Source organism: Anaerococcus vaginalis ATCC 51170 (assembly GCF_000163295.1).
Lineage (GTDB): Bacteria > Bacillota > Clostridia > Tissierellales > Peptoniphilaceae > Anaerococcus > Anaerococcus vaginalis.
In genome coordinates this window covers 167,445-187,131 of record NZ_GG700527.1, presented here as the reverse complement: position 1 = coordinate 187,131, position 19,687 = coordinate 167,445, and the positions used below count along the sequence as shown (strand labels likewise).

At 30.2% G+C, this 19,687-nt stretch carries 15 protein-coding genes; 7 read left to right on the top strand and 8 right to left on the bottom strand.

Translation table 11 applies throughout. From position 1 onward, the window contains the following. The 3 genes from HMPREF0078_RS00980 to HMPREF0078_RS00970 are packed head-to-tail and all read right to left on the bottom strand — an operon-like array spanning window position 1 to window position 2,883. The gene (locus HMPREF0078_RS00980) at window positions 1–1,539 is read right to left on the bottom strand and encodes an NADH-ubiquinone oxidoreductase-F iron-sulfur binding region domain-containing protein (protein WP_004838147.1); all 1,539 of its coding nucleotides are present in this window, start codon (window positions 1,537–1,539) and stop codon (window positions 1–3) included. A gap of 7 nt (window positions 1,540–1,546) precedes the next feature. After that, on the bottom strand, window positions 1,547–2,047 hold the full coding sequence (gene nuoE, locus HMPREF0078_RS00975; RefSeq protein WP_039920354.1) for an NADH-quinone oxidoreductase subunit NuoE: 501 nt from the start codon (window positions 2,045–2,047) through the stop codon (window positions 1,547–1,549). Window positions 2,048–2,049: 2 nt separating this feature from the next. Next, window positions 2,050–2,883, bottom strand: a complete 834-nt coding sequence (locus tag HMPREF0078_RS00970) for a formate/nitrite transporter family protein (protein ID WP_004838145.1) — start codon at window positions 2,881–2,883, stop codon at window positions 2,050–2,052. A 325-nt stretch (window positions 2,884–3,208) separates the two neighbouring features. Between HMPREF0078_RS00970 and HMPREF0078_RS00965 the strand changes: the two genes are divergently transcribed. After that, entirely contained in the window at window positions 3,209–3,490 is a 282-nt protein-coding gene (locus HMPREF0078_RS00965) for a hypothetical protein (protein ID WP_004838144.1), read from the top strand. A gap of 29 nt (window positions 3,491–3,519) precedes the next feature. Here the strand turns inward: HMPREF0078_RS00965 and rpoC are convergent, their stop codons facing one another. The 3 genes from rpoC to HMPREF0078_RS00950 form a co-directional block, all read right to left on the bottom strand. After that, window positions 3,520–7,080: a DNA-directed RNA polymerase subunit beta' gene (rpoC, locus tag HMPREF0078_RS00960; RefSeq protein WP_004838143.1), complete on the bottom strand. Its 3,561-nt coding sequence runs from the start codon at window positions 7,078–7,080 to the stop codon at window positions 3,520–3,522. A 10-nt stretch (window positions 7,081–7,090) separates the two neighbouring features. Continuing rightward, a complete protein-coding gene (gene rpoB, locus HMPREF0078_RS00955; protein ID WP_004838142.1) occupies window positions 7,091–10,801 on the bottom strand; it encodes a DNA-directed RNA polymerase subunit beta in 3,711 nt (1,236 codons plus the stop codon). Between the two features lie 254 nt (window positions 10,802–11,055). Beyond that, window positions 11,056–11,568 (bottom strand): nitroreductase family protein, encoded by a 513-nt coding sequence (locus tag HMPREF0078_RS00950; RefSeq protein ID WP_004838141.1) that lies wholly within the window; start codon window positions 11,566–11,568, stop codon window positions 11,056–11,058. 116 nt (window positions 11,569–11,684) lie between these two features. On the opposite strand from HMPREF0078_RS00950, the gene HMPREF0078_RS00945 reads away from it, so the two are divergent. Together HMPREF0078_RS00945 and HMPREF0078_RS00940 are read left to right on the top strand one after the other, a co-directional pair. Then, the gene (locus HMPREF0078_RS00945; RefSeq protein WP_004838140.1) at window positions 11,685–12,311 is read left to right on the top strand and encodes a hypothetical protein; all 627 of its coding nucleotides are present in this window, start codon (window positions 11,685–11,687) and stop codon (window positions 12,309–12,311) included. Window positions 12,312–12,398: 87 nt separating this feature from the next. Continuing rightward, window positions 12,399–14,336, top strand: a complete 1,938-nt coding sequence (locus HMPREF0078_RS00940; protein ID WP_039920351.1) for a fructose-bisphosphatase class III — start codon at window positions 12,399–12,401, stop codon at window positions 14,334–14,336. A gap of 46 nt (window positions 14,337–14,382) precedes the next feature. On the opposite strand, the gene HMPREF0078_RS00935 is transcribed toward HMPREF0078_RS00940, so the two are convergent. Next, window positions 14,383–15,609 carry a V-type ATP synthase subunit I domain-containing protein gene (locus HMPREF0078_RS00935; protein WP_004838138.1) on the bottom strand — a complete coding sequence of 409 codons (1,227 nt, stop codon included), beginning with the start codon at window positions 15,607–15,609 and terminating at the stop codon, window positions 14,383–14,385. Window positions 15,610–15,757: 148 nt separating this feature from the next. Here HMPREF0078_RS00935 and HMPREF0078_RS00930 point away from each other — a divergent pair, with 148 nt between their 5' ends. Then, window positions 15,758–16,552: a histidinol-phosphatase HisJ family protein gene (locus HMPREF0078_RS00930; RefSeq protein ID WP_004838137.1), complete on the top strand. Its 795-nt coding sequence runs from the start codon at window positions 15,758–15,760 to the stop codon at window positions 16,550–16,552. An 18-nt stretch (window positions 16,553–16,570) separates the two neighbouring features. Here HMPREF0078_RS00930 and hydE read toward each other — a convergent pair whose 3' ends face one another. Further along, window positions 16,571–17,605 carry a [FeFe] hydrogenase H-cluster radical SAM maturase HydE gene (gene hydE, locus HMPREF0078_RS00925; RefSeq protein ID WP_004838136.1) on the bottom strand — a complete coding sequence of 345 codons (1,035 nt, stop codon included), beginning with the start codon at window positions 17,603–17,605 and terminating at the stop codon, window positions 16,571–16,573. Between the two features lie 239 nt (window positions 17,606–17,844). Here hydE and HMPREF0078_RS00920 point away from each other — a divergent pair, with 239 nt between their 5' ends. The 3 genes from HMPREF0078_RS00920 (at window position 17,845) to HMPREF0078_RS00910 (ending at window position 19,559) form a co-directional block, all read left to right on the top strand. Beyond that, window positions 17,845–18,669 carry an aggregation-promoting factor C-terminal-like domain-containing protein gene (locus HMPREF0078_RS00920; protein ID WP_004838135.1) on the top strand — a complete coding sequence of 275 codons (825 nt, stop codon included), beginning with the start codon at window positions 17,845–17,847 and terminating at the stop codon, window positions 18,667–18,669. Window positions 18,670–18,834: 165 nt separating this feature from the next. After that, on the top strand, window positions 18,835–19,323 hold the full coding sequence (locus HMPREF0078_RS00915) for a dihydrofolate reductase (RefSeq protein WP_004838134.1): 489 nt from the start codon (window positions 18,835–18,837) through the stop codon (window positions 19,321–19,323). After that, on the top strand, window positions 19,320–19,559 hold the full coding sequence (locus tag HMPREF0078_RS00910; RefSeq protein WP_004838133.1) for a hypothetical protein: 240 nt from the start codon (window positions 19,320–19,322) through the stop codon (window positions 19,557–19,559). The genes HMPREF0078_RS00915 and HMPREF0078_RS00910 overlap by 4 nt, the downstream gene beginning before the upstream one ends. The last annotated feature ends 128 nt before the right edge of the window (window positions 19,560–19,687 follow it).

The window sequence follows — 19,687 nt, the reverse complement described above, 5'->3', positions numbered from 1 at the left end:
TCATCCCTTTACTACAGCTTTTGGTTTTATTGGACAAACATTATAGCAAGTTCCACACTTGATACATTTTTCTTGATCAATTGTATGTTTTTCTTTAACTTTTCCACTAATACATCCAACAGGACAATTTCTCTTACAAGTTCCACATCCTATACAATTATCTTCGATTTTATAGGATAATAATGCCTTACAAGATCCAGCTGGACAGTGTTTATTTTTAATATGGTCTATGTATTCATCCTTATAATATTTTAAGGTAGAAATTACTGGAAAGGCTGCTGATTTTCCCAAACCACAAAGAGAAGCCTCTGTTACCAATTCGCTTAACTCTTCAAGCCTATCAATATCTTCCATTTTTCCCTTTCCTGCTACGATTCTTTCAAGAATTTCCAAAATTCTTTTTGTACCTTCCCTACAAGGAACGCATTTTCCACAGGATTCATCACAAGTAAAGTCGAGGAAAAATCTTGCTATGTCAACCATACAAGTATTTTCATCCATAACTACCATTCCACCTGAACCCATAATTGAATTTAATTCTTTTAAAGTTTCATAATCTACAGATGAATCCAAATATTTTGCAGGAATACATCCACCAGATGGTCCACCTGTTTGAACAGCTTTTAATTCTTTGTCGCCTTCTATTCCTCCGCCCAAATCATAAATAATTTCTCTTAAAGTTGTTCCCATAGGAACTTCAATCAATCCACTGTTTTTTACATCTCCAACCAAGGAGAAAACTTTGGTTCCAGGAGATTTTTCTGTACCAATACTTCTGTACCAATCAGCTCCGTTTATAATAATTTGAGCAACATTTGCCAAAGTTTCTACGTTATTTATAACTGTAGGTTTTTGCCACAAGCCCCTAAAAGCTGTACGGTGAATTTTAACCCTTGGCATTCCTCTTTTGCCCTCGATAGATTCCATCAAGGCTGTAGATTCTCCACAAACAAAAGCACCTGAACCTAGTCTTAATTCAATTGTAAAATTAAAACCAGAATCCATAATATTTTTTCCTAGAAAACCTTTTTCTTCAGCATCTTTTATAGCATATTTTAAACTTTCAACAGCCTTTGGATATTCAGCCCTTACATAAATAAATCCTTCATCACTTCCAATTGCATATCCAGCAATAGCCATGGCTTCAAGAACTGAATGGGGATCATTTTCAAGAATTGACCTATCCATATAAGCACCAGGATCTCCCTCGTCGGCGTTACAAATTATATATTTTTTATCTACATCATAATCATAAGCAGTTTGCCATTTTTTCCCAGTAGGAAAACCAGCTCCACCTCTTCCACGAAGCATTGAATTTGAAATAATTTCAATGATTTCTTTCCTATCCATTTCTGATAGGGCCTTATGTAGGGCAAAATATCCGCCCCTTGCTATGTACTCATCAATACTTCTTGGATCAATAACCCCACAATTTCTAAGGGCAATTTTAACCTGAATATCATCAGTTTTTTCAAGTTTTTCTGGATGGGAAACTTTCGTATTTTCTTTTATATTTTCAAGATATTCCAAATTTATCATAATTCACCTACTTATTTTCTTCCAAAACTTTAGAAACATCATCTTTTGTAAAATGTTCCACTTGCTCGCCATTTATTTCAACAACTGGTGCTGCCCCACAATTTCCAAGACACCTTGTCTCTGAAATAGAAAATTTTCCATCAGGAGTGGTCTCGCCTTTTTTTATACCAAGTCTTTGTTCAAATTCATTTAAAATATCAGCAGCCCCTTTTACATAACAAGCTGTTCCAAGGCAAATATGTATATCAGTTTTTCCCTTTGGTACAAAGGTAAATTGTGAATAAAAAGTTGCAACCCCATAAACTTCTGCTAATGGAATATTTAATTTATTTGAAATAAGTTCCATCATCTCATCTGGCAAATATCCAAATATACTTTGAGCCTCTTGTAAAATTGGCATCAAAGGTCCTTTTCTATCCTTGTTTTTTTCAATAAATTTTTTAAATTCATTGATTTTTTCTCTATTTTCTTCTTTGTCAAAAACAAAATTTCCTTTTATAGTTTTCATATTTAATCCTCTTTTTTTCTCAATGATAACCAATAAGCTAAACCTACAAAAATTCCTCCACCAACAATATTTCCAAGTGTTACTGGGAGTAAATTATGGATGAAAAATCCTGACCAAGTAAGTGTGTTAAGTCCATCTCCTAGTCCACTTGCAGTAACATAAGCTGGAATAGATTTTGCAAAAATCCCTGCTGGAATATAGTACATATTTGCAATACTATGCTCAAAACCAGAAAGAACAAACAACATTACTGGGAAAAATGCACAAAGCATCTTGCCAACTTGACTATCAGATCCAAAAGACATCCAAACAGCCAAACAAACTAGCCAGTTACAAAAAATACCAAGGATAAAAGCCTCAGAAAATCCAAGATTTACCTTAGAATTTGCAATCAAAATTGTTCTTGCCCCAAGCATAGAATCGCATGCATTCCATTGACCTGATTTCATCATTAAAAATGCTACAAAAACTGATCCAATAAAATTACCCAAATAAACAATGCCCCAAGCTCTCAAAAGCTCTTTTATATTGATTTTTTTATCATATACAGAAATAAGCATTAAATTATTTCCAGTAAAAAGCTCAGCTCCTGCAATTAATACAAAAATCAAGCCCGGAGTAAAACACAAACCTTGAACTAATTTGCCAAGACCCAAAGTATCTTTATTTGCCAACAAATTAAAAGATGCAAAACTTGATCCTGCTGCTGCAAAAGCTATAAAAGCTCCTGCCAAAAATGAAAGGATAAAAAGTCTTTTTTCCTTTGCCCTAGCCTTATTCACATAAGCATTACTGACCTTGTCCAAAATCTCATCTGGTCCTAAAATATTCGCCATACTTCCTCCTTTTTATTTAAAATCATATAGACATATTTTTATATATTAAAACTATACTTAATTAAATTTTAAATCTTTTCAATGATTAAGTCAATCGATTTCATTAAATCTTCATATATGTTTTAATTTTAACAATTAATTTGTATTTATAGCAAAGAAATCTTTTTCCTAAAACGCGTTTTTATTTATCCTATCTTAATTTTTTTGAAAATAATAAGTGACTCTTTCTAAATTATTTATTATAAATTTGCAAGAGTCACTTAAAAATTAATTTGTATATTTCAAATAAATCCCCTATAATGAATTTATTGGAAAGGAGAATTTTATGAATTCTAAAGAAAATTACAGACAATATATTCATGCTCTTCCTTGTGCTGCAAGTTTAGTTTTGCTTATTCAATATTTGGCTTTTTTTTACATTTATAAAAACAGTCAACAAGAATCTTTGACAAGATCATTAATTTATTCCCTAGGATTTTTGATTTTTTCCATATTTCTAGCAAAAGTTCAAAAAGTTGATTTTAATTTTAAAGATATAAAATACAAAAAACTAACTATAATTTTATTATTGGTATTTATAGTTTTAAATATTATAAATACAATATAAAAGAGCCAGCTTATGCTGGCTCTTGTTTTTTATTCATTTAATGCTTCTTTTTCTCTATTTTCTACTTCTTCTATATTCATTTGGATTTGTGCATCTTCAAGGTCTTTATTTTCATAGTTAATATCAAAGTCATTGTAGACTTTCATTCCTGTACCTGCTGGTATTAGTTTTCCTATGATTATATTTTCTTTTAGTCCTTTTAAATCATCAACTTTTCCTTTTATTGATGCATCTGTAAGAACTCTTGTTGTTTCTTGGAAAGATGCTGCTGATAACCAAGATTCTGTAGCAAGTGATGCTTTTGTAATTCCTAGAAGTTGTTGAGAATATTTACATGGCTTTTTGCCTTCTTCTTCCATTTGTTCATTTGCAATTCTTACTTCTCTAATTTCTTGCAATGAACCTGGTAAAAATTCTGTATCTCCAGCATCTTCTATTTTTACTTTTTTAAGCATTTGCTTTGTAATAACTTCTATATGTCTATCGTCAATTTCTACACCTTGAAGTCTGTAAACTTTTTGAACTTCTTTGGTTATATAATCTTGAACTCCAACTTTTCCTAAAACTTTTAATACATCGTGTGGATCAAGGGAACCTTCTGTAAGTTGTTGTCCTTTTTCAACCACATCTCCTTCTGATACTAAAAGTCTTGCTCCAAATGGAATATTATATTTTTTAGAATATCCATCTTCTGATAAAATTTCAACATCAGTTTTCTTTTCATTTTGAATTAATGAAACTGTTCCAGAGTTTTCTGCAATAAAAGCAAGTCCTTTTGGTTTTCTTGCTTCAAATAACTCCTCAACCCTTGGAAGACCTTGAGTAATTCCTACTCCTGCGATTCCTCCTGAGTGGAAAGTTCTCATTGTAAGCTGAGTACCTGGCTCTCCGATTGATTGAGCAGCTATAATTCCTACAGCCTCTCCAATATTTACTTTCTTGCCTGTAGCAAGGTTTCTACCATAACATTTTTCACAAACGCCATGTTTAGATTTACATTCTAGAACTGAACGAAGTTTAACTTCTTTAATTCCATTAGCTACAATGTTGTCGGCCTTATCTTCGTCAATAATTTGATTTTTACTAACTATAAGTTCCCCATCATTATCATAAATATCTTCAAATGATGTACGTCCTACAATTCTTGTAAATAAATTTTCGATTAATTCGTTGCCATCTTTAAATTCACGAGCAACTACATATCCATCTGTACCACAATCATCTTCTGTTACGATAACATCTTGAGAAATATCTACCATTCTTCTTGTCAAATATCCTGAATCGGCAGTTCTTAAAGCTGTATCTGTAAGTCCCTTACGAGAACCGTGTGTTGAAATAAAGTATTCTTGTACTGAAAGTCCTTCACGGAAGTTAGCCTTTATAGGAATTTCTATGATTTTTCCATCGGCTCTTGACATAAGTCCACGCATTCCGCCTAATTGCCTAATTTGGTTTGTAGAACCACGGGCTCCAGAATCTGCAAATATTTTAATATTATTGTCAGATTTTAATTCATCAAGAAGAGCTGCTGTTACTTCATCAGTTGCTTCTCTCCAAATATCAATAACTTTTTCATATCTTTCGTTATCAGTTATAAATCCACGTCTATAAAGTTTTTCATACTTATCAACTTCTTCATCAGCTTTTGAAACTATATCCCATTTTTGATGTGGAATTGTAACATCTGACATAGAAACTGTTAGTCCTGAAAGAGTTGAGAACTTATATCCTGTTGATTTAATATAATCTAGAACTGAAGCTGTTTTAATATTTCCATGTTTTCTAAAGCAGCGATCAACAATTTCTTTTAATACACCAGATGATGTAACTTGATCAACTTCTAGAGAATATGGATCTTCTTTTCTATTTACATATCCTAAATCTTGTGGAATTCCTTCATTGTAGATAAATCTACCAACTGAAGAATTTACAATTTTTCCAGGATCTTTTTCATCTTTTTTAATTCTTACTCCAACTTTTGTTTGAAGGGTAACATCATGATTTAAAAGAGCTTTTTTCATTTCTGAAATATTTTCAAAAATCATTCCTTCGCCCTTTGCACCTTCTTTGATAGTTGTTAGATAATATGCACCAAGTACCATATCTTGAGATGGAGTTGTTATTGCCTTACCATCTTTTAGACCAAGAATATTGTTTGTTGACATCATCAAAAGTCTTGCTTCAATTTGGGCTTCATTTGATAAAGGCAAATGGATTGCCATTTGGTCCCCATCAAAGTCCGCATTAAAAGCAGGACAAGCAAGTGGGTGAAGTTTCATTGCCTTTCCTTCAACCAAAACTGGTTCAAAAGCTTGGATACCAAGTCTGTGAAGTGTAGGGGCACGGTTTAATAAAACTGGATGGTCTTTTATTACTTCTTCAAGTATTTCATATACTCTTGGATCTTTTTTCTCAACCATTTTTTTTGCAGATTTTAAATTATGAGCAAGGTCTTTTTCCACAACCTTATTCATTATAAAAGGTTTGAATAATTCTAGAGCCATCTCTTGTGGCAAACCACATTGGTTAAATTTAAGATTTGGACCTACAACTATTACAGAACGTCCTGAATAATCTACTCTTTTTCCAAGTAAGTTTTGTCTAAATCTACCACTTTTACCTTTTAATAAATCTGATAGAGATTTCATATTTCTATTTGATGCACCTGTTACAGCACGTCCACGTCTACCATTATCTATTAAAGCGTCGACAGCTTCTTGGAGCATTCTCTTTTCATTTCTTACAATGATTTCTGGAGCTCCAATATCAAGAAGTCTTTTTAATCTGTTGTTTCTATTTATAACTCTTCTATATAAATCATTTAAATCACTTGTTGCAAATCTTCCACCTTCAAGTTGAACCATTGGTCTAAGTTCTGGTGGCATAACTGGAAGAACATCAAGTATCATCCATTCTGGTTTATTGCCACTTGTTAAAAATGCATCGACTACTTCAAGTCTTCTAGAAATTCTTACTTTCTTTTGTCCTTTTGCATCTTCAAGTTCTTTCATTAAAGATTCATATTCTTTTTTAAGATCCATGTTAGCAAGAAGTTTTTTAACAGCTTCTGCTCCCATTTCAGCTTGAAATTCTGTATCATCTGGATAATTATCTAGAGCCTCTGAATATTCGCTTTCAGATAATTCTTGTTTTTCGTAATATTCAGTTTCTCCAGGATTTATTACTACATAGGATGCGAAATATAATATTTTTTCCAAAACTCTTGGACTCATATCTAATAGAAGACCCATTTTTGAAGGGATTCCTTTGAAATACCATATATGACTTACAGGAGCTGCAAGTTCAATATGTCCCATTCTTTCACGTCTTACTTTAGATTTTGTTACTTCAACACCACATTTTTCGCAAACAACACCCTTATATCTAATTCTCTTGTATTTACCACAAGAGCATTCATAATCCTTGGTTGGTCCAAAAATTTTCTCACAGAATAAACCATCTTTTTCAGGTTTAAGTGTTCTGTAATTGATAGTTTCTGGTTTTTTTACTTCGCCATGGGACCATGATCTGATTTTTTCAGGAGATGCTATTTTCATTCTCATAGCACCAAATTCTTGTAATTCTGACAAAAAATCCCCCTTAATCTTCTAGCTCTTCTATATCTTCATTAGTAGAATCTGTTACTTCTACTTTTTCCTCTTCTTTTGCTGAAAGATTTGCTCCACTAAGTTTTTTTGATTGGCTTCTAATTTTTGATGCATCAATCTTTTCAACTTCTGAGAACTTATCTTGTTCGTCTATATTTTCTTTAATTTCAATTACATTTCCATCTTCATCTAAAAGCTCAACATCTAGGGCTAGAGATTGTAATTCTTTTACCAATACTTTGAAAGATTCTGGTGTACCTGGTTCTGGAACATTTTCTCCCTTAACAATAGATTCGTAAGTTTTAACTCTTCCTGTAACATCATCAGATTTTACAGTTAGCATTTCTTGAAGAGTATGACTTGCACCGTATGCTTCTAGGGCCCAAACTTCCATTTCTCCAAATCTTTGTCCACCAAATTGCGCCTTTCCACCTAAAGGTTGTTGGGTTACAAGTGAGTAAGGTCCAATACTTCTAGCGTGAATTTTTTCTTCAACCATGTGGTGAAGTTTTAGCATATACATTACTCCAACTGTAACTGGGTTATCAAATTCTTCTCCGGTCCTACCATCACGAAGTCTGATTTTTCCTGTTTTATTTACATATGGAGCTGTTTTTTGAGCTTGTTCAAGAGCTTCTTCTATTTCTGTATCCAAAGCACCATCAAATACTGGTGTAGCAATCTTCCATCCCATAGTTCTTGCAGCAAGACCCATGTGAACTTCCAAAACTTGTCCGATATTCATACGTGAAGGAATACCTAATGGGTTCAAGCAAATTTGAATTGGAGTTCCGTCTGGTAAGAAAGGCATATCTTCTCTTGGCATAATTCTTGAAACGACACCCTTGTTACCGTGTCTACCACACATTTTATCTCCAACCATAATTTTTCTTTTGGTTGCAACAAAAACTCTAATAACTTTATTTACACCTGGAGATAATTCATCTCCATCTTTTTTGTTATATTCTTTGACATCAACAACAATACCACTTTCTCCATGTGGAACTGTAAGTGATGTGTCACGAACTTCACGAGCTTTTTCTCCAAAGATTGCTCTTAATAGTCTTTCTTCTGGAGATAGTTCAGTTTCTCCTTTTGGCGAAACTTTTCCTACCAAAATATCGCCACTTTTAACTTCAGCACCGATTCTAATAACACCATTTTCATCAAGATTTTTCTTCATGTCATCGCCAACATTTGGAATATCTTTTGTTATTTCTTCAGCACCAAGTTTTGTTTCACGAGCTTCACATTCATGCTCTTCTATGTGAACTGATGTAAGGACATCATCCATTACTAATTGTTCATTTAAAAGCATAGCATCTTCGTAGTTATATCCTTCCCATGTTGTAAAGGCAATGAGAATATTTTTACCAAGGGCAAGCTCTCCTTGTTCTGTTGAAGGACCATCTGCAATTATTTCATTTGCATCAACATGTTCTCCAAGTTTTACAATTGGTCTTTGGTTAATTGTTGTTCCTTGGTTTGCACGTCTAAATTTAAGAAGTCTATAATAATCAATTTCTCCATCTGAATCTCTTTTGATTCTGATTTTTTCATCTCCAACATATACAACTTCTCCAGCATTTTTGCTTACTACACAAACACCAGAATCTTTTGCAGCCCTATGTTCAATTCCTGTAGCAACTATTGGAGCTTGGGATTTTAAAAGAGGAACTGCTTGTCTTTGCATGTTGGCACCCATTAGAGCACGTGTTGAGTCGTCATTTTCTAAGAAAGGAATCAAACTTGCTCCAACTGATACGATTTGTTGAGGAGAAACGTCCATGTATTCAACTTTTTCTCTTGGATAAATATCATTTTCTCCATTTATACCACGTCCTGAAACACGGTCATTTATAAATCTATTATTTTCATCAAGTGGCTCGTTAGCTTGGGCAATTATGAAATTATCTTCAACATCTGCTGTTAAATAATCTATTTCATCTGTTACGTGTCCATCTTTGCCAACTTTTCTGTAAGGTGTTTCAATAAATCCGTATTTATTAATTCTTGCATAAGTTGTAAGAGATGTAATTAGACCGATGTTTGGTCCTTCTGGAGTTTCTATTGGACAAATTCTTCCGTAGTGGGAATCGTGAACGTCCCTTACTTCTACTCCTGCCCTATCTCTTGAAAGTCCACCTGGTCCTAAAGCTGATAATCTTCTTTTGTGAGTTAGCTCACTCATTGGATTTGTTTGATCCATAAATTGTGAAAGCTGACTTGAGCCGAAAAATTCTTTTATTACAGCTGTTACTGGTTTTATATTTATAAGTCCTTGAGGAGTTGCAAGGTCAGGATCTTGAGTTGTCATTCTTTCTCTTACAACTCTTTCCATTCTTGCAAGACCAATTCTAAATTGGTTTTGTAATAATTCTCCAACGCCTCTAACTCTTCTATTTCCTAAGTGGTCAATATCATCAACATCGCCTATTCCTTCAAAAAGGTTAAATTGATAATTTACTGCAGCAAGAATATCAGATTTTACTATATTTTTTGGACAAAGTTCTTTTTTTCTTCTTTCAATTTCATTTATAATTGATTCTTTATCTTCATTTTCGTCAAGTATTTCTCTCATTACTGGATAATATACTTTTTCTGATAATTCAAGATCTTCAAGATCAAATCCCTCTAATTCTTCAAAAGAATCAAGATAAACAAAGTGGTTTCCACAAATTCTTAATTCTTTGTCCTCACCGTTTTCTTGTTTTACAATTATGTCTACAACATTAATTCCGCTATTTTCTATATTAAGAGCAGTTTGTCTATCTATCATTTCTCCAGCTTTTACAAAAAGCTCGCCTGTTTCATCACTTACTACATCTTTTGCAGAAATTTGATCTATAAGCCTATCATGTAAAGCTAGTTTCTTGTTGTATTTGTATCTTCCTACTTTAGCAAGGTCATATCTTCTATCATCGAATAAAAGATTATTTATTAAATTTTGTGCAGATTCTAGACTGGCAGGGTCTCCTGGTTTTAATTTTTTGTAAATTTCTATTAAAGCTTCTTCGCTTGTTTCTGAATTTTCTTTTTCAAGAGTGTTTCTTAAATGTTCAGTATCTCCTAAAGCTTCAATTATTTCTTCATCATTTTCAAAAAGTAAAGCTCTTACAAGAGTTGTAGCTGGAAGTTTTCTTGTACGATCAAGTCTTACATTTACTGTATGAGATGCGTCAGTATCAAATTCAATCCATGCTCCTCTGTTAGGTATAACTGTTGAAGAATACATTTTATTTCCTGATTTATCAAGCTCTGATGCATAATAAACTCCAGGACTTCTTACAAGCTGACTTACAATAACTCTTTCAGCACCATTTATTACGAAAGTTGCTGAGTCTGTCATCATTGGGAAATCTCCCATAAATACTTCTTGCTCTTTTACTTCTTCAGTTTCCTTATTAATAAGCCTAGCCTTAACTTTAAGGTCTCTAGAATATGTTGTGTCTTTGTATTTTGCTTCTTCTATTGTATATTTTGTTTCATCATCAAAATCATATCCAACAAATTCAAGTATTAAATTGCCATTATAATCTTCGATTGGGGAAATATCTTCCAAGATTTCTCCCAATCCTTCTTCGACAAACCACCTATAAGAGTCTTTTTGAACTTTTAATAGGTTTGGCAAATCAAGAACTTGAGGAAATTTAGAAAAGCTAACACGTTCAGTTTTACCAAATAACTCTTTATGATATTGCACTATAAATTACTCCTTTATCTTGCTTTTAGCCTAAAACTTTGCTTATGACCTTTTATGTAATTTCTAGGCTTAAAATAGAAAACTAAGCCTTTTTTACATAAATAAAAAATCTCGCTAAATTAGAATTCTAGCAATTGTTTATTATATCACTACACGCTAGTAAATGTCAAATAATTTAGGAGATTTTTCAAATTATTTTAATCTCTATTTGATTTTCACTTACTATATATTTTTTTGTAAATTTGTCAAATAAATCAGTCTATATAATTTGTTTTTATCTTATGATTTTTGCCTTGTAATTTTTCTTTAGGATAACCAAGTATAAGACCATGAACTGGATAGAAATTTTCTTCTAAATTTAATTTTTTGATAAATCTTGCATCTTTATCGAATCTTTCAAACATTCCCCTTATATAACAAGAGCCTATTTCAAGATCTGTTGCTTTTAGTGCCATATTTTCTATAATGCAAGCTGTATCTTCAAGTCTTGTTATGTGACCTTCTTTTGCTGAAATTATTATTAAATATGGAGCTGAATAAATCGGATTTGCTTTTGGATCATTTACAATTTCTCTAGCTTCTTCTAAAATTTCTTGAATTAAATCCTTATTGCTTATTACAGTTATTGCCATATTTTCGTATAAGCTATTTCCAACTGGGGCTTTTACTCCTGCATCTACAATTTTTTCTAGATTATTTTTTTCAATTTTTTTATCTATATATTTTCTTGTTGAAACTCTTGTATCTATTACCTTGTCAAAATCCATAAATATCTCCCTTCTTTTCTTTTATTATACTATAAAATTTTTTATCAAAAATCGTTTTTTATAGATAAGTAGATTTTGTATATTTGTGGTATAATTAATTTAAATAGGAGGATTTAATGAAAAAAATTAGTAAGTTTTTTTTAGGACTAGCATCAATTTATTATTTGTTTATTAGCTTGGCACTTTTTTTGGCAAGTTTGTTTTCTTTATTGGTAAATAGGAATTATGTTTTTGCCATTTTTGATTTGTTAGGCTTTTCAAATATTTCGCTTGAAATAATTAAACCTATTTTGTTTGTGATGCTTTTTTTGTTATTTATATTAATCGCATCTGTAGATAGGAAGATTTTTAAATCTATAAAGTTTGGGGAATATTTTTTATTTAATATTTTTACAGGATTTTTCTTTATTTTTATTTCTATTATCGGCCATGTGTTTTTTAGAGATAAAATTTTTATTGTAAGCTATATTTTTAATATTTTCCTTATTATTGGTTCTATGATTGGTCTTAGGGAAAAAAGCAAAGTTTATTATGATGAAGAAAATTCTAATGAAATAAATGTTGATGATAATAAAACTTTTGAAAAAATAAATGAAGATGAAAAAGAAATTGAAATTTCTGATAAAAATTCCAAAGAAAATAAGATAGAAGAAAATCCTCAAGTTTTTGTTAAAAAAGATGAGGGAAATACAAATCAAAAAGATATTGTAAGTAATAGAAAAGAAAATATAGAAAATAAGTAAGTTGTTTTGAATTTAATATAGGTATAGAAAAGAGAAAAAGTAAGGTTAGCCTTGCTTTTTTTTGAAATTATTATGAAAGGGTTTGTTATGAACGAAAAATATTTAAATCTTCTTAGAGAAAATTATCCAAGTAGGACTCATTTAGTTGATGAATTGATTGGTTTAAACGCAAAATTATACCTTCCAAAGGGAACTGAATACTTTTTTTCTGATCTTCATGGAGAGGCTAAGGCTTTTATTCATCTTTTAAGGTCGGCTGCTGGAAATATTAGAGATAAGACTAAGCAATATTTTGGCGATACTTTGATAAAAAAAGACCAAGACGATTTGGCAAGTTTGATTTATAATCCAGAAAGAGAACTTGTAAGATTAAAGGAAGAAAATATTGTTGATGATGATTGGTACACAATTAATATTCACAGACTTGTAAATTTGTTTAGGTTTGTTTCTACAAAATATCCAAAAGATACAGTAAAAGAAAAATTTCCTACAAATTACAAAGAAATTATCGATGAACTTTTGTACACAAATGATTCTGAATTTAATAAAAAATTATATTATGAAAAGATAATTGAAAATATTATAAAATATAAGGCTGCTGATGATTTTATTATTGTTTTATCAAGCCTAATCCAAAGAATTTCTGTTGATAGCCTCCACATAGTTGGAGATATTTACGACAGAGGCCCTGAACCTCATATTATTATGGATGAATTAATTTCTTTTCCAAATGTTGATATTCAGTGGGGAAATCACGATCTTGCTTGGATGGGAGCTGTAAGTGGAAATAAAGCTTTGATTGCAGCTTGCCTTTGCAATGCATTTTCCTACAATAATTTTGACTTTATTGAAGAAGGTTATGGAATAAATTTAAGACCACTTTATGAATTTTCGATGAAAACTTATAGGGATGACCCATGTGAGAGATTTATGCCGAAAATTTTTGAAGAAAATATTTACGATAAGGTAAATAAAGATGTGGCTGCAAAAATGTATAAAGCTATGAGCGTAATTAGGTTTAAACTTGATAGCTTGCTTCTTGAAAGAAATCCAGATTTTAATATGGATGATAGAAATTCTTTGAAACATATTAATTTTGATGACATGACCTATAAGGGAGCAAAACTTCTTGATACAAATTTCCCAACTATTGACCCAAAAAATCCATCAAAATTAACTTATGAAGAAGAATTTATAATTGATATTCTCCAAAAAGAATTTTCAAAAAACCTTCTTTTAAATAGGCACATTAAATTTATGTACACAAATGGTTCAATGTACAAAAAATCCAACGGTTCGCTTTTATTTCACGGTTGTATTCCAATGGACTCTGATGGAAATTTCCAAGAAGTAAAAATAAATGGCAAATCCTATAAAGGAAAAGCCATGCTTGATATTTTTGATAAGCTTGCAAGAGATGCTTATTTTTCAAATGATTCAAAGAAAAAAGAATTTGCTCAAGATATTTGCTGGTACTTGGTTTGTGGAAAAAAATCTCCAATTTTTGGCAAAAGTCAATATTCGTATTTTGAAAATTTATTGGTAGATGATAAAAATTTAAAATACGAAAAAATGAATGCTTATTATGATTTAAATAAAAAAGAAGAAATTTGCGATAAAATTTTGGATGAATTTGATTTAAAATGCGAAAGAAGAAGAATTATAAACGGTCACGTCCCAGTTAGAGTCAAAGAAGGTAAAAAACCAGTAAGAGCAAATGGAAAATTATATGTAATTGACGGTGGAATTTCAAAACCTTACCAAAAAAAGACAGGCATTGCAGGCTACACTTTGATGTATAATTCCCACCACGTAGCCCTTGCAGAACACGTTTCATATTCACACATTAGAGATAACATGGGAGCCTATACTCCAAAAATTTACGAAACTGAAAAACTTATTCCAAGAATGCTTATAAAAGATACAGATGAAGGCGAAAAAATAAGAGCAAGAATAGAAGTTTTGAAAGAATTATTGGAAGTTATAGATAAGGGCAAAAATATTTCAAATAAAATAAATTCTTAAAGAAAAAATCTTCAAGTTTTACTTGAAGATTTTTCTTTATTATTTATTATTTTTTACTTTTCTTTGATAGAAAGAAATATGCAATTCCTGCAAGTATTAAAACTACAAGAACAATTCCTACAGATTTTACTCCTGTTCTTACAAAGGAACGACTTTTCTTCGTGGCAGGTTGTTTTTTAACTGCAACTTTCCTTGATACTTTACTTAATTTCCCTTTTTGTTGATTTTCTTCTATAGCTTTTTCTATTTCGGCTTTTAATTTTTTTATGCTATCCAAATTAGAATCAGCCTTATCTGGTAATCCCTTAATTAAATCAGCATATTTTTTTTGATTTGATGAAGATAATTTGCCCTTATTTTTTTCAAAATAATCAACAAGTTTTTTATGTTCAGCCATAAACTTATCTCCATTAAGATTTTTGTAGGCTGTATTATAAGAATTTACCAAATTATCAATATTATTAACTTCTTCTTTGTTTTGAAGTTTGCTGTAAGCTTTCTTTATAGCATCAAGACTTTGATTGAAATTATTTTTCAAACTTTCATCTGATTTTTTATAATAATACTGACTTTTTGTATTTTCTTCCTTATCTATAATTTCTTCTTTCAAAGTTTTAGCATTATATGCCTTAACCTTATTATTTAAGGTTTCAATGGCTTTTTCTACTTTTTCTAGATTTGAATTTGCATCATCCAAAACTAATTTTTCTTCTCTTAAATCAATGCCAAAGTTTCTATTTTTTTCTAAGCCATCTTTTAAAATGTCCTTGAATTTTTTTAAATCCTTGTTGTAATTTTCTATATTTGATTTAGTAGTTTTTAGATTTTTTATTTGTTCTTCGTAATCTTTATAACTATCATAAGAATCTTTATAGGAATCAAGTTCATTTTTCAAGTCATCAGACAAGGATTCAGCTTTTAATTTAAAAACTTCTTCTTTCAAATCTTCGTATTGTTTTTTTATATAAGATAATTTTATACTATCAATAGATTTTAAAATTTCTTCTTTTTTCTCTTCTACATTTTCAACTTTTAAATCTTCAATTAATTTTATATATGCGTCTTGACCTTCTTTTGTATATTGCTTAAATTCTTCTGAATTTACAAAGTCTTTAGCTTTTTGTATAAATTCCTCTGGAGTTAATTCTTTATCCTCACTCATAATCTCTTCAGCATAAGCAACATTTGCCTTATTTGAAATCATGCTATTAATTGGCGAAAATGCCAAAGACATACTTAGAGCCAAAAATAATATTTTTTTACTTTTTTTCATTGTTCCCCTCTCCTGTTTAACTTCTATTTATGATTATATCAAATTTTCAAAAAAATTTATAGTAGAATAGGAAATTTATCACAAAAATAAAAAAGTTTTGTATTATTGTGTTATTATATAAAAAAGAAGAATAAAAGAAAGGAACAATATGATAGACTTACATTTACATTCACATTTTTCTTTTGATTCAAATACAAATCCAGAAGAAAATGTAAAATCAGCTATAAAAAATAAAATAAAAATAATGGCATTTACAGACCACTTGGATAATTTTTGCCAAAATGACAGGGATATTTCCTTTGATCTTGATGAGTATTTTTCTACTATATATAAGCTAAGGGAAAAATATAAAAATCAAATAAAAATTTTGGCAGGAATTGAAATAGGATTGGCTTATGAAAACGCAGATAAAATTGATAAATTTATTGACGAAAATCCATTTGATTTTGTAATCGGCTCTATCCATGCCGTAGAATTTAAAGATGTTTGGTTAAATAGAAAAAATATAGAAAAAAATCCAAAACATTATTACAGAAAATATTATAGGTATATGCTAGATTCTGTAAAATCCTGCAAAAACTTCTCAGTTTTAGGTCATATTGACTATATTGATAGGTATCTTGAAGATAAATCAGTAATACCAGATTTTTCACTATATGAAGATTTGATTGAAGAAATTTTAAAAGAATTAATAAAAACAAATAGAGCTTTTGAATATAATACAGCAGGTTTTAGAAATAATTTGTCCTACGCAAATCCAAAAGATGAAATCTTAGAAAAATATAAAAATCTAGGAGGAAAAATCTTAACCCTAGGCTCAGATTCCCATTTCCCAGATACAATTTCCTATAAAATAAATGATGGAATAAAACATTTAAAAGATTTGGGCTTTGACCACATTTCCTATTTTGAAAATAAAAAAGAAAAAATTATAGAAATTTAAAAGGCTCACAAAGAGCCTTTATTCATACATTTTTTTATAAAAAGACACATCTCCTCTGTGGGTTACTATATTGTAGCCTGCTTTTTTTATTCTAAGTTCCAAACAATTTCTACACTCTGCCGCCTCATCTCCTGTGCAAATTTTATTATCATATAAGGAATAAAGTTCTCTGTAAGATGTTGGGGATAAATTTGGCATTAGGACATTTGCACCTGCCTTCAAACCTTCTTCTCTTCCAAATGGATTTATTGTTCCAAGCGCCGTCGTAGCTGGTATCAAACAATAAGGAAACATCAATCTTAAAATAGAAATAAGTCTTAAAGTTTTTTTGTACGAACCATTTTTCATATTTTTAAATGGAGTATCGTGTTGGGATAAATAAGGACCTATTCCTATCATATCCGGTTTTAATTTTTGTAAAAATCTCAAATCAGAAATCAAATCTTCATCCGTTTGATAAGGAGAATCCACCATAAAGCCTCCCCCAACTTGAAAACCAATTTCTTTTAAATCAAAAAGAGCCTTTCTCCTGTTTTCAAAAGACATTTCTTTTGGATGGATTTTATAATAATGATCTTTGCTTGAACTTTCTTCTCTTAATAAAAACCTATCAGCTCCGGCTTCAAAAAATTTCTTGTAAGATTTTTTTGACCTTTCCCCAATTGATAAAGTTATAGCACAATCAGGATGAATTTTTTTAATTTCTTCAACAATTTTACAAATATCTTCATCTTTATAAGATAAATCTTCCCCACCTTGAAGAACAAAAGTTCTATAACCCAATTTGTAACCAATTTTTGCACACATTAGAATTTCATCAAAAGAAAGTCTGTATCTTTCTATATTAGAATTTGATTTTCTAATTCCACAATAGTAGCAATCATTTTTGCAAAAATTTGTAAATTCAATTAGACCCCTGACATATACGTCTTTGCCATAAATTTCTTGTCTAACCTTGTCGGCTTTTTTTGCCAAATATTCGTTGTATGAGTCATCTTTTATAAAATTTAAAAGTTCTTGGTCAGTAAAATTTTCTGCTTTTACAAAGCCCATTATTAATTCACTCCTTTTCGTATTTTTATATTATAACAAAAAATAGTTTTTTATAAAACTTTAAAAACAAAATTTATTTTTTCTACATATTTTCTACATAATCTTGATATATTATAATGCTTGTAAAAACGAGTTGTAATTATTTTGTAACTATTGTTACGAAAAAGAAATGAAAAACATAAAAAAACTATTAATTAGTTACAATAAATTAAAAAAAACACAAATAAGGAGTAATCATTATGACAAATTTAAAAAAATATGCCTTAGCAGCGGCAATCGTACTACCAACATTATTTACAGCATCAAACAAGGCTGAGGCTTCATCTGCAGTTAAAGATGCAAACAAAGCTGACGCAGTTAATGTAAGAAGTGATGCTAGCGAATCAAATAATATAATCGGACTTATAACTGATGATAAATCTTATGAAGTTCTAGGATCAACAGATGGTTGGTTAAAAATCAAATTTAACGGTAAAGAAGCTTACGTTGGTGGTCAATGGTTTAATATTACAGAAACAGCTAAAATTTTAAGCCCAGCAAACTTTAGAAAATCTGATAACTTAAATTCAGAAGTTTATCAAGTTCTTAAAAAAGATAGTAGTGTAGAAGTAAAATCTGCAGCAAACAACGGATTTGTAAAAGTAGTTTTTGAAGGTAAAGAAGGATATATCCACAATAGTTTATTAGGACTTTCTAATGATTTTATCAACAAAAATTATGCACCAGTTCAAAGTCAAACAAGCACAAATAATAACTATCAAGCTACAGCTTCATACCAAGCTCCAGCTCAATCTTATCAAGCACCTGCTCAAACACAAGCACCAGCACAAAATTATACAGCTAATAATTCATCAGCAAAACAAATTATAGCACAAAGAGAATCTGGTGGATCTTACAATGCTAGAAACGGACAATATATTGGAAAATATCAATTGTCAGCATCTTACTTAAACGGAGATTATTCTCCAGCTAACCAAGAAAGAGTTGCAGACCAATACGTAGCTCAAAGATATGGTTCATGGGATAACGCCCTAGCATTTTGGAACAACAACGGTTGGTATTAAAATTAAATAATAAAAAAATTAGAACTTCAAGCTAATTGCTTGAAGTTTTTTTGTGAAAATTTTACTTCCATTTCCCATCACTTTTGATATATCAATTTAAAAAATTTAATTTATTTATCAAAAATGATAGAATAAAAGAAGATTACAAATTTACAAGGAGCAATTATGAAAATAATTTTGGCTGTAGATAGATATTTTGGAATTGGAAAAGATAATAAACTTCTTTTTCATTTAAAAAAAGACTTGGCACATTTTAAAGACCTTACCCTAAATAATATAGTTATAATGGGAAGAAAAACTTATAAGTCCATGAATGGGGCTCTTCCCAAAAGAGAAAATATAGTTTTGACAAGAAATAAAGATTTAAAACTTGATGATGCTTTAGTCTTTAATAGCCCACAAAATATTTTAAAATATGTAAGAGAAAATAAAAATGATAGAGAAGTTTTTGTAATCGGTGGAAAAGAAATTGTAGACTTGCTCTTAGATTTTTGTGATGAGGCAATTATTACAAAAATCGATGCAGAAAAAGATGCTGATACCTTCCTTCACAATTTTGATAAAGACAAAAATTTTGAAATTGTAAATAAATCAGAAGCTTATTACGAAAATGACCTTAAATTTAATTATATAACTTATAGGAGGAAAAAATGATAGAAATATTTGTTAGCAAACTTTGTCCAGATTGCACTGAAATAATTGAAAATTACAATAATGATTCAAAAAATTTCCAAGGATGTGAAATCATAGATATAACCGATTCTATGATAAATCTCAAAAGATTTTTGGCATATAGGGATAATTTTAATGCTTTTGAAGAAAAAATCAAAACAAATCAAGTAGGAATCCCTGTAAAAATCACTGACAAAAAAGAAGTTGAATTTCTATAAAATTAATTTTTAACTAATTAACAATTAATAATTTAAAAACAAAAATCCAATCTATATTTTCAAAAGCTTATTGCCTATTGAAATTTATAGATTGGATTTTTTTTGCAAAAAATAACCCTAGCTTTAGC

Bases quoted from the DNA above. Each gene is read 5' to 3' on its own strand.
- HMPREF0078_RS00920 (WP_004838135.1), top strand. From the start codon at position 17,845: ATGACAAATTTAAAAAAATATGCCTTAGCAGCGGCAATCGTACTACCA.
- HMPREF0078_RS00970 (WP_004838145.1), bottom strand. From the start codon at position 2,883: ATGGCGAATATTTTAGGACCAGATGAGATTTTGGACAAGGTCAGTAAT.
- HMPREF0078_RS00950 (WP_004838141.1), bottom strand. From the start codon at position 11,568: ATGGATTTTGACAAGGTAATAGATACAAGAGTTTCAACAAGAAAATAT.
- HMPREF0078_RS00940 (WP_039920351.1), top strand. From the start codon at position 12,399: ATGAACGAAAAATATTTAAATCTTCTTAGAGAAAATTATCCAAGTAGG.
- HMPREF0078_RS00945 (WP_004838140.1), top strand. From the start codon at position 11,685: ATGAAAAAAATTAGTAAGTTTTTTTTAGGACTAGCATCAATTTATTAT.
- hydE (WP_004838136.1), bottom strand. From the start codon at position 17,605: ATGGGCTTTGTAAAAGCAGAAAATTTTACTGACCAAGAACTTTTAAAT.
- HMPREF0078_RS00910 (WP_004838133.1), top strand. From the start codon at position 19,320: ATGATAGAAATATTTGTTAGCAAACTTTGTCCAGATTGCACTGAAATA.
- HMPREF0078_RS00935 (WP_004838138.1), bottom strand. From the start codon at position 15,609: ATGAAAAAAAGTAAAAAAATATTATTTTTGGCTCTAAGTATGTCTTTG.
- HMPREF0078_RS00915 (WP_004838134.1), top strand. From the start codon at position 18,835: ATGAAAATAATTTTGGCTGTAGATAGATATTTTGGAATTGGAAAAGAT.
- HMPREF0078_RS00980 (WP_004838147.1), bottom strand. From the start codon at position 1,539: ATGATAAATTTGGAATATCTTGAAAATATAAAAGAAAATACGAAAGTT.
- nuoE (WP_039920354.1), bottom strand. From the start codon at position 2,047: ATGAAAACTATAAAAGGAAATTTTGTTTTTGACAAAGAAGAAAATAGA.
- HMPREF0078_RS00930 (WP_004838137.1), top strand. From the start codon at position 15,758: ATGATAGACTTACATTTACATTCACATTTTTCTTTTGATTCAAATACA.
- HMPREF0078_RS00965 (WP_004838144.1), top strand. From the start codon at position 3,209: ATGAATTCTAAAGAAAATTACAGACAATATATTCATGCTCTTCCTTGT.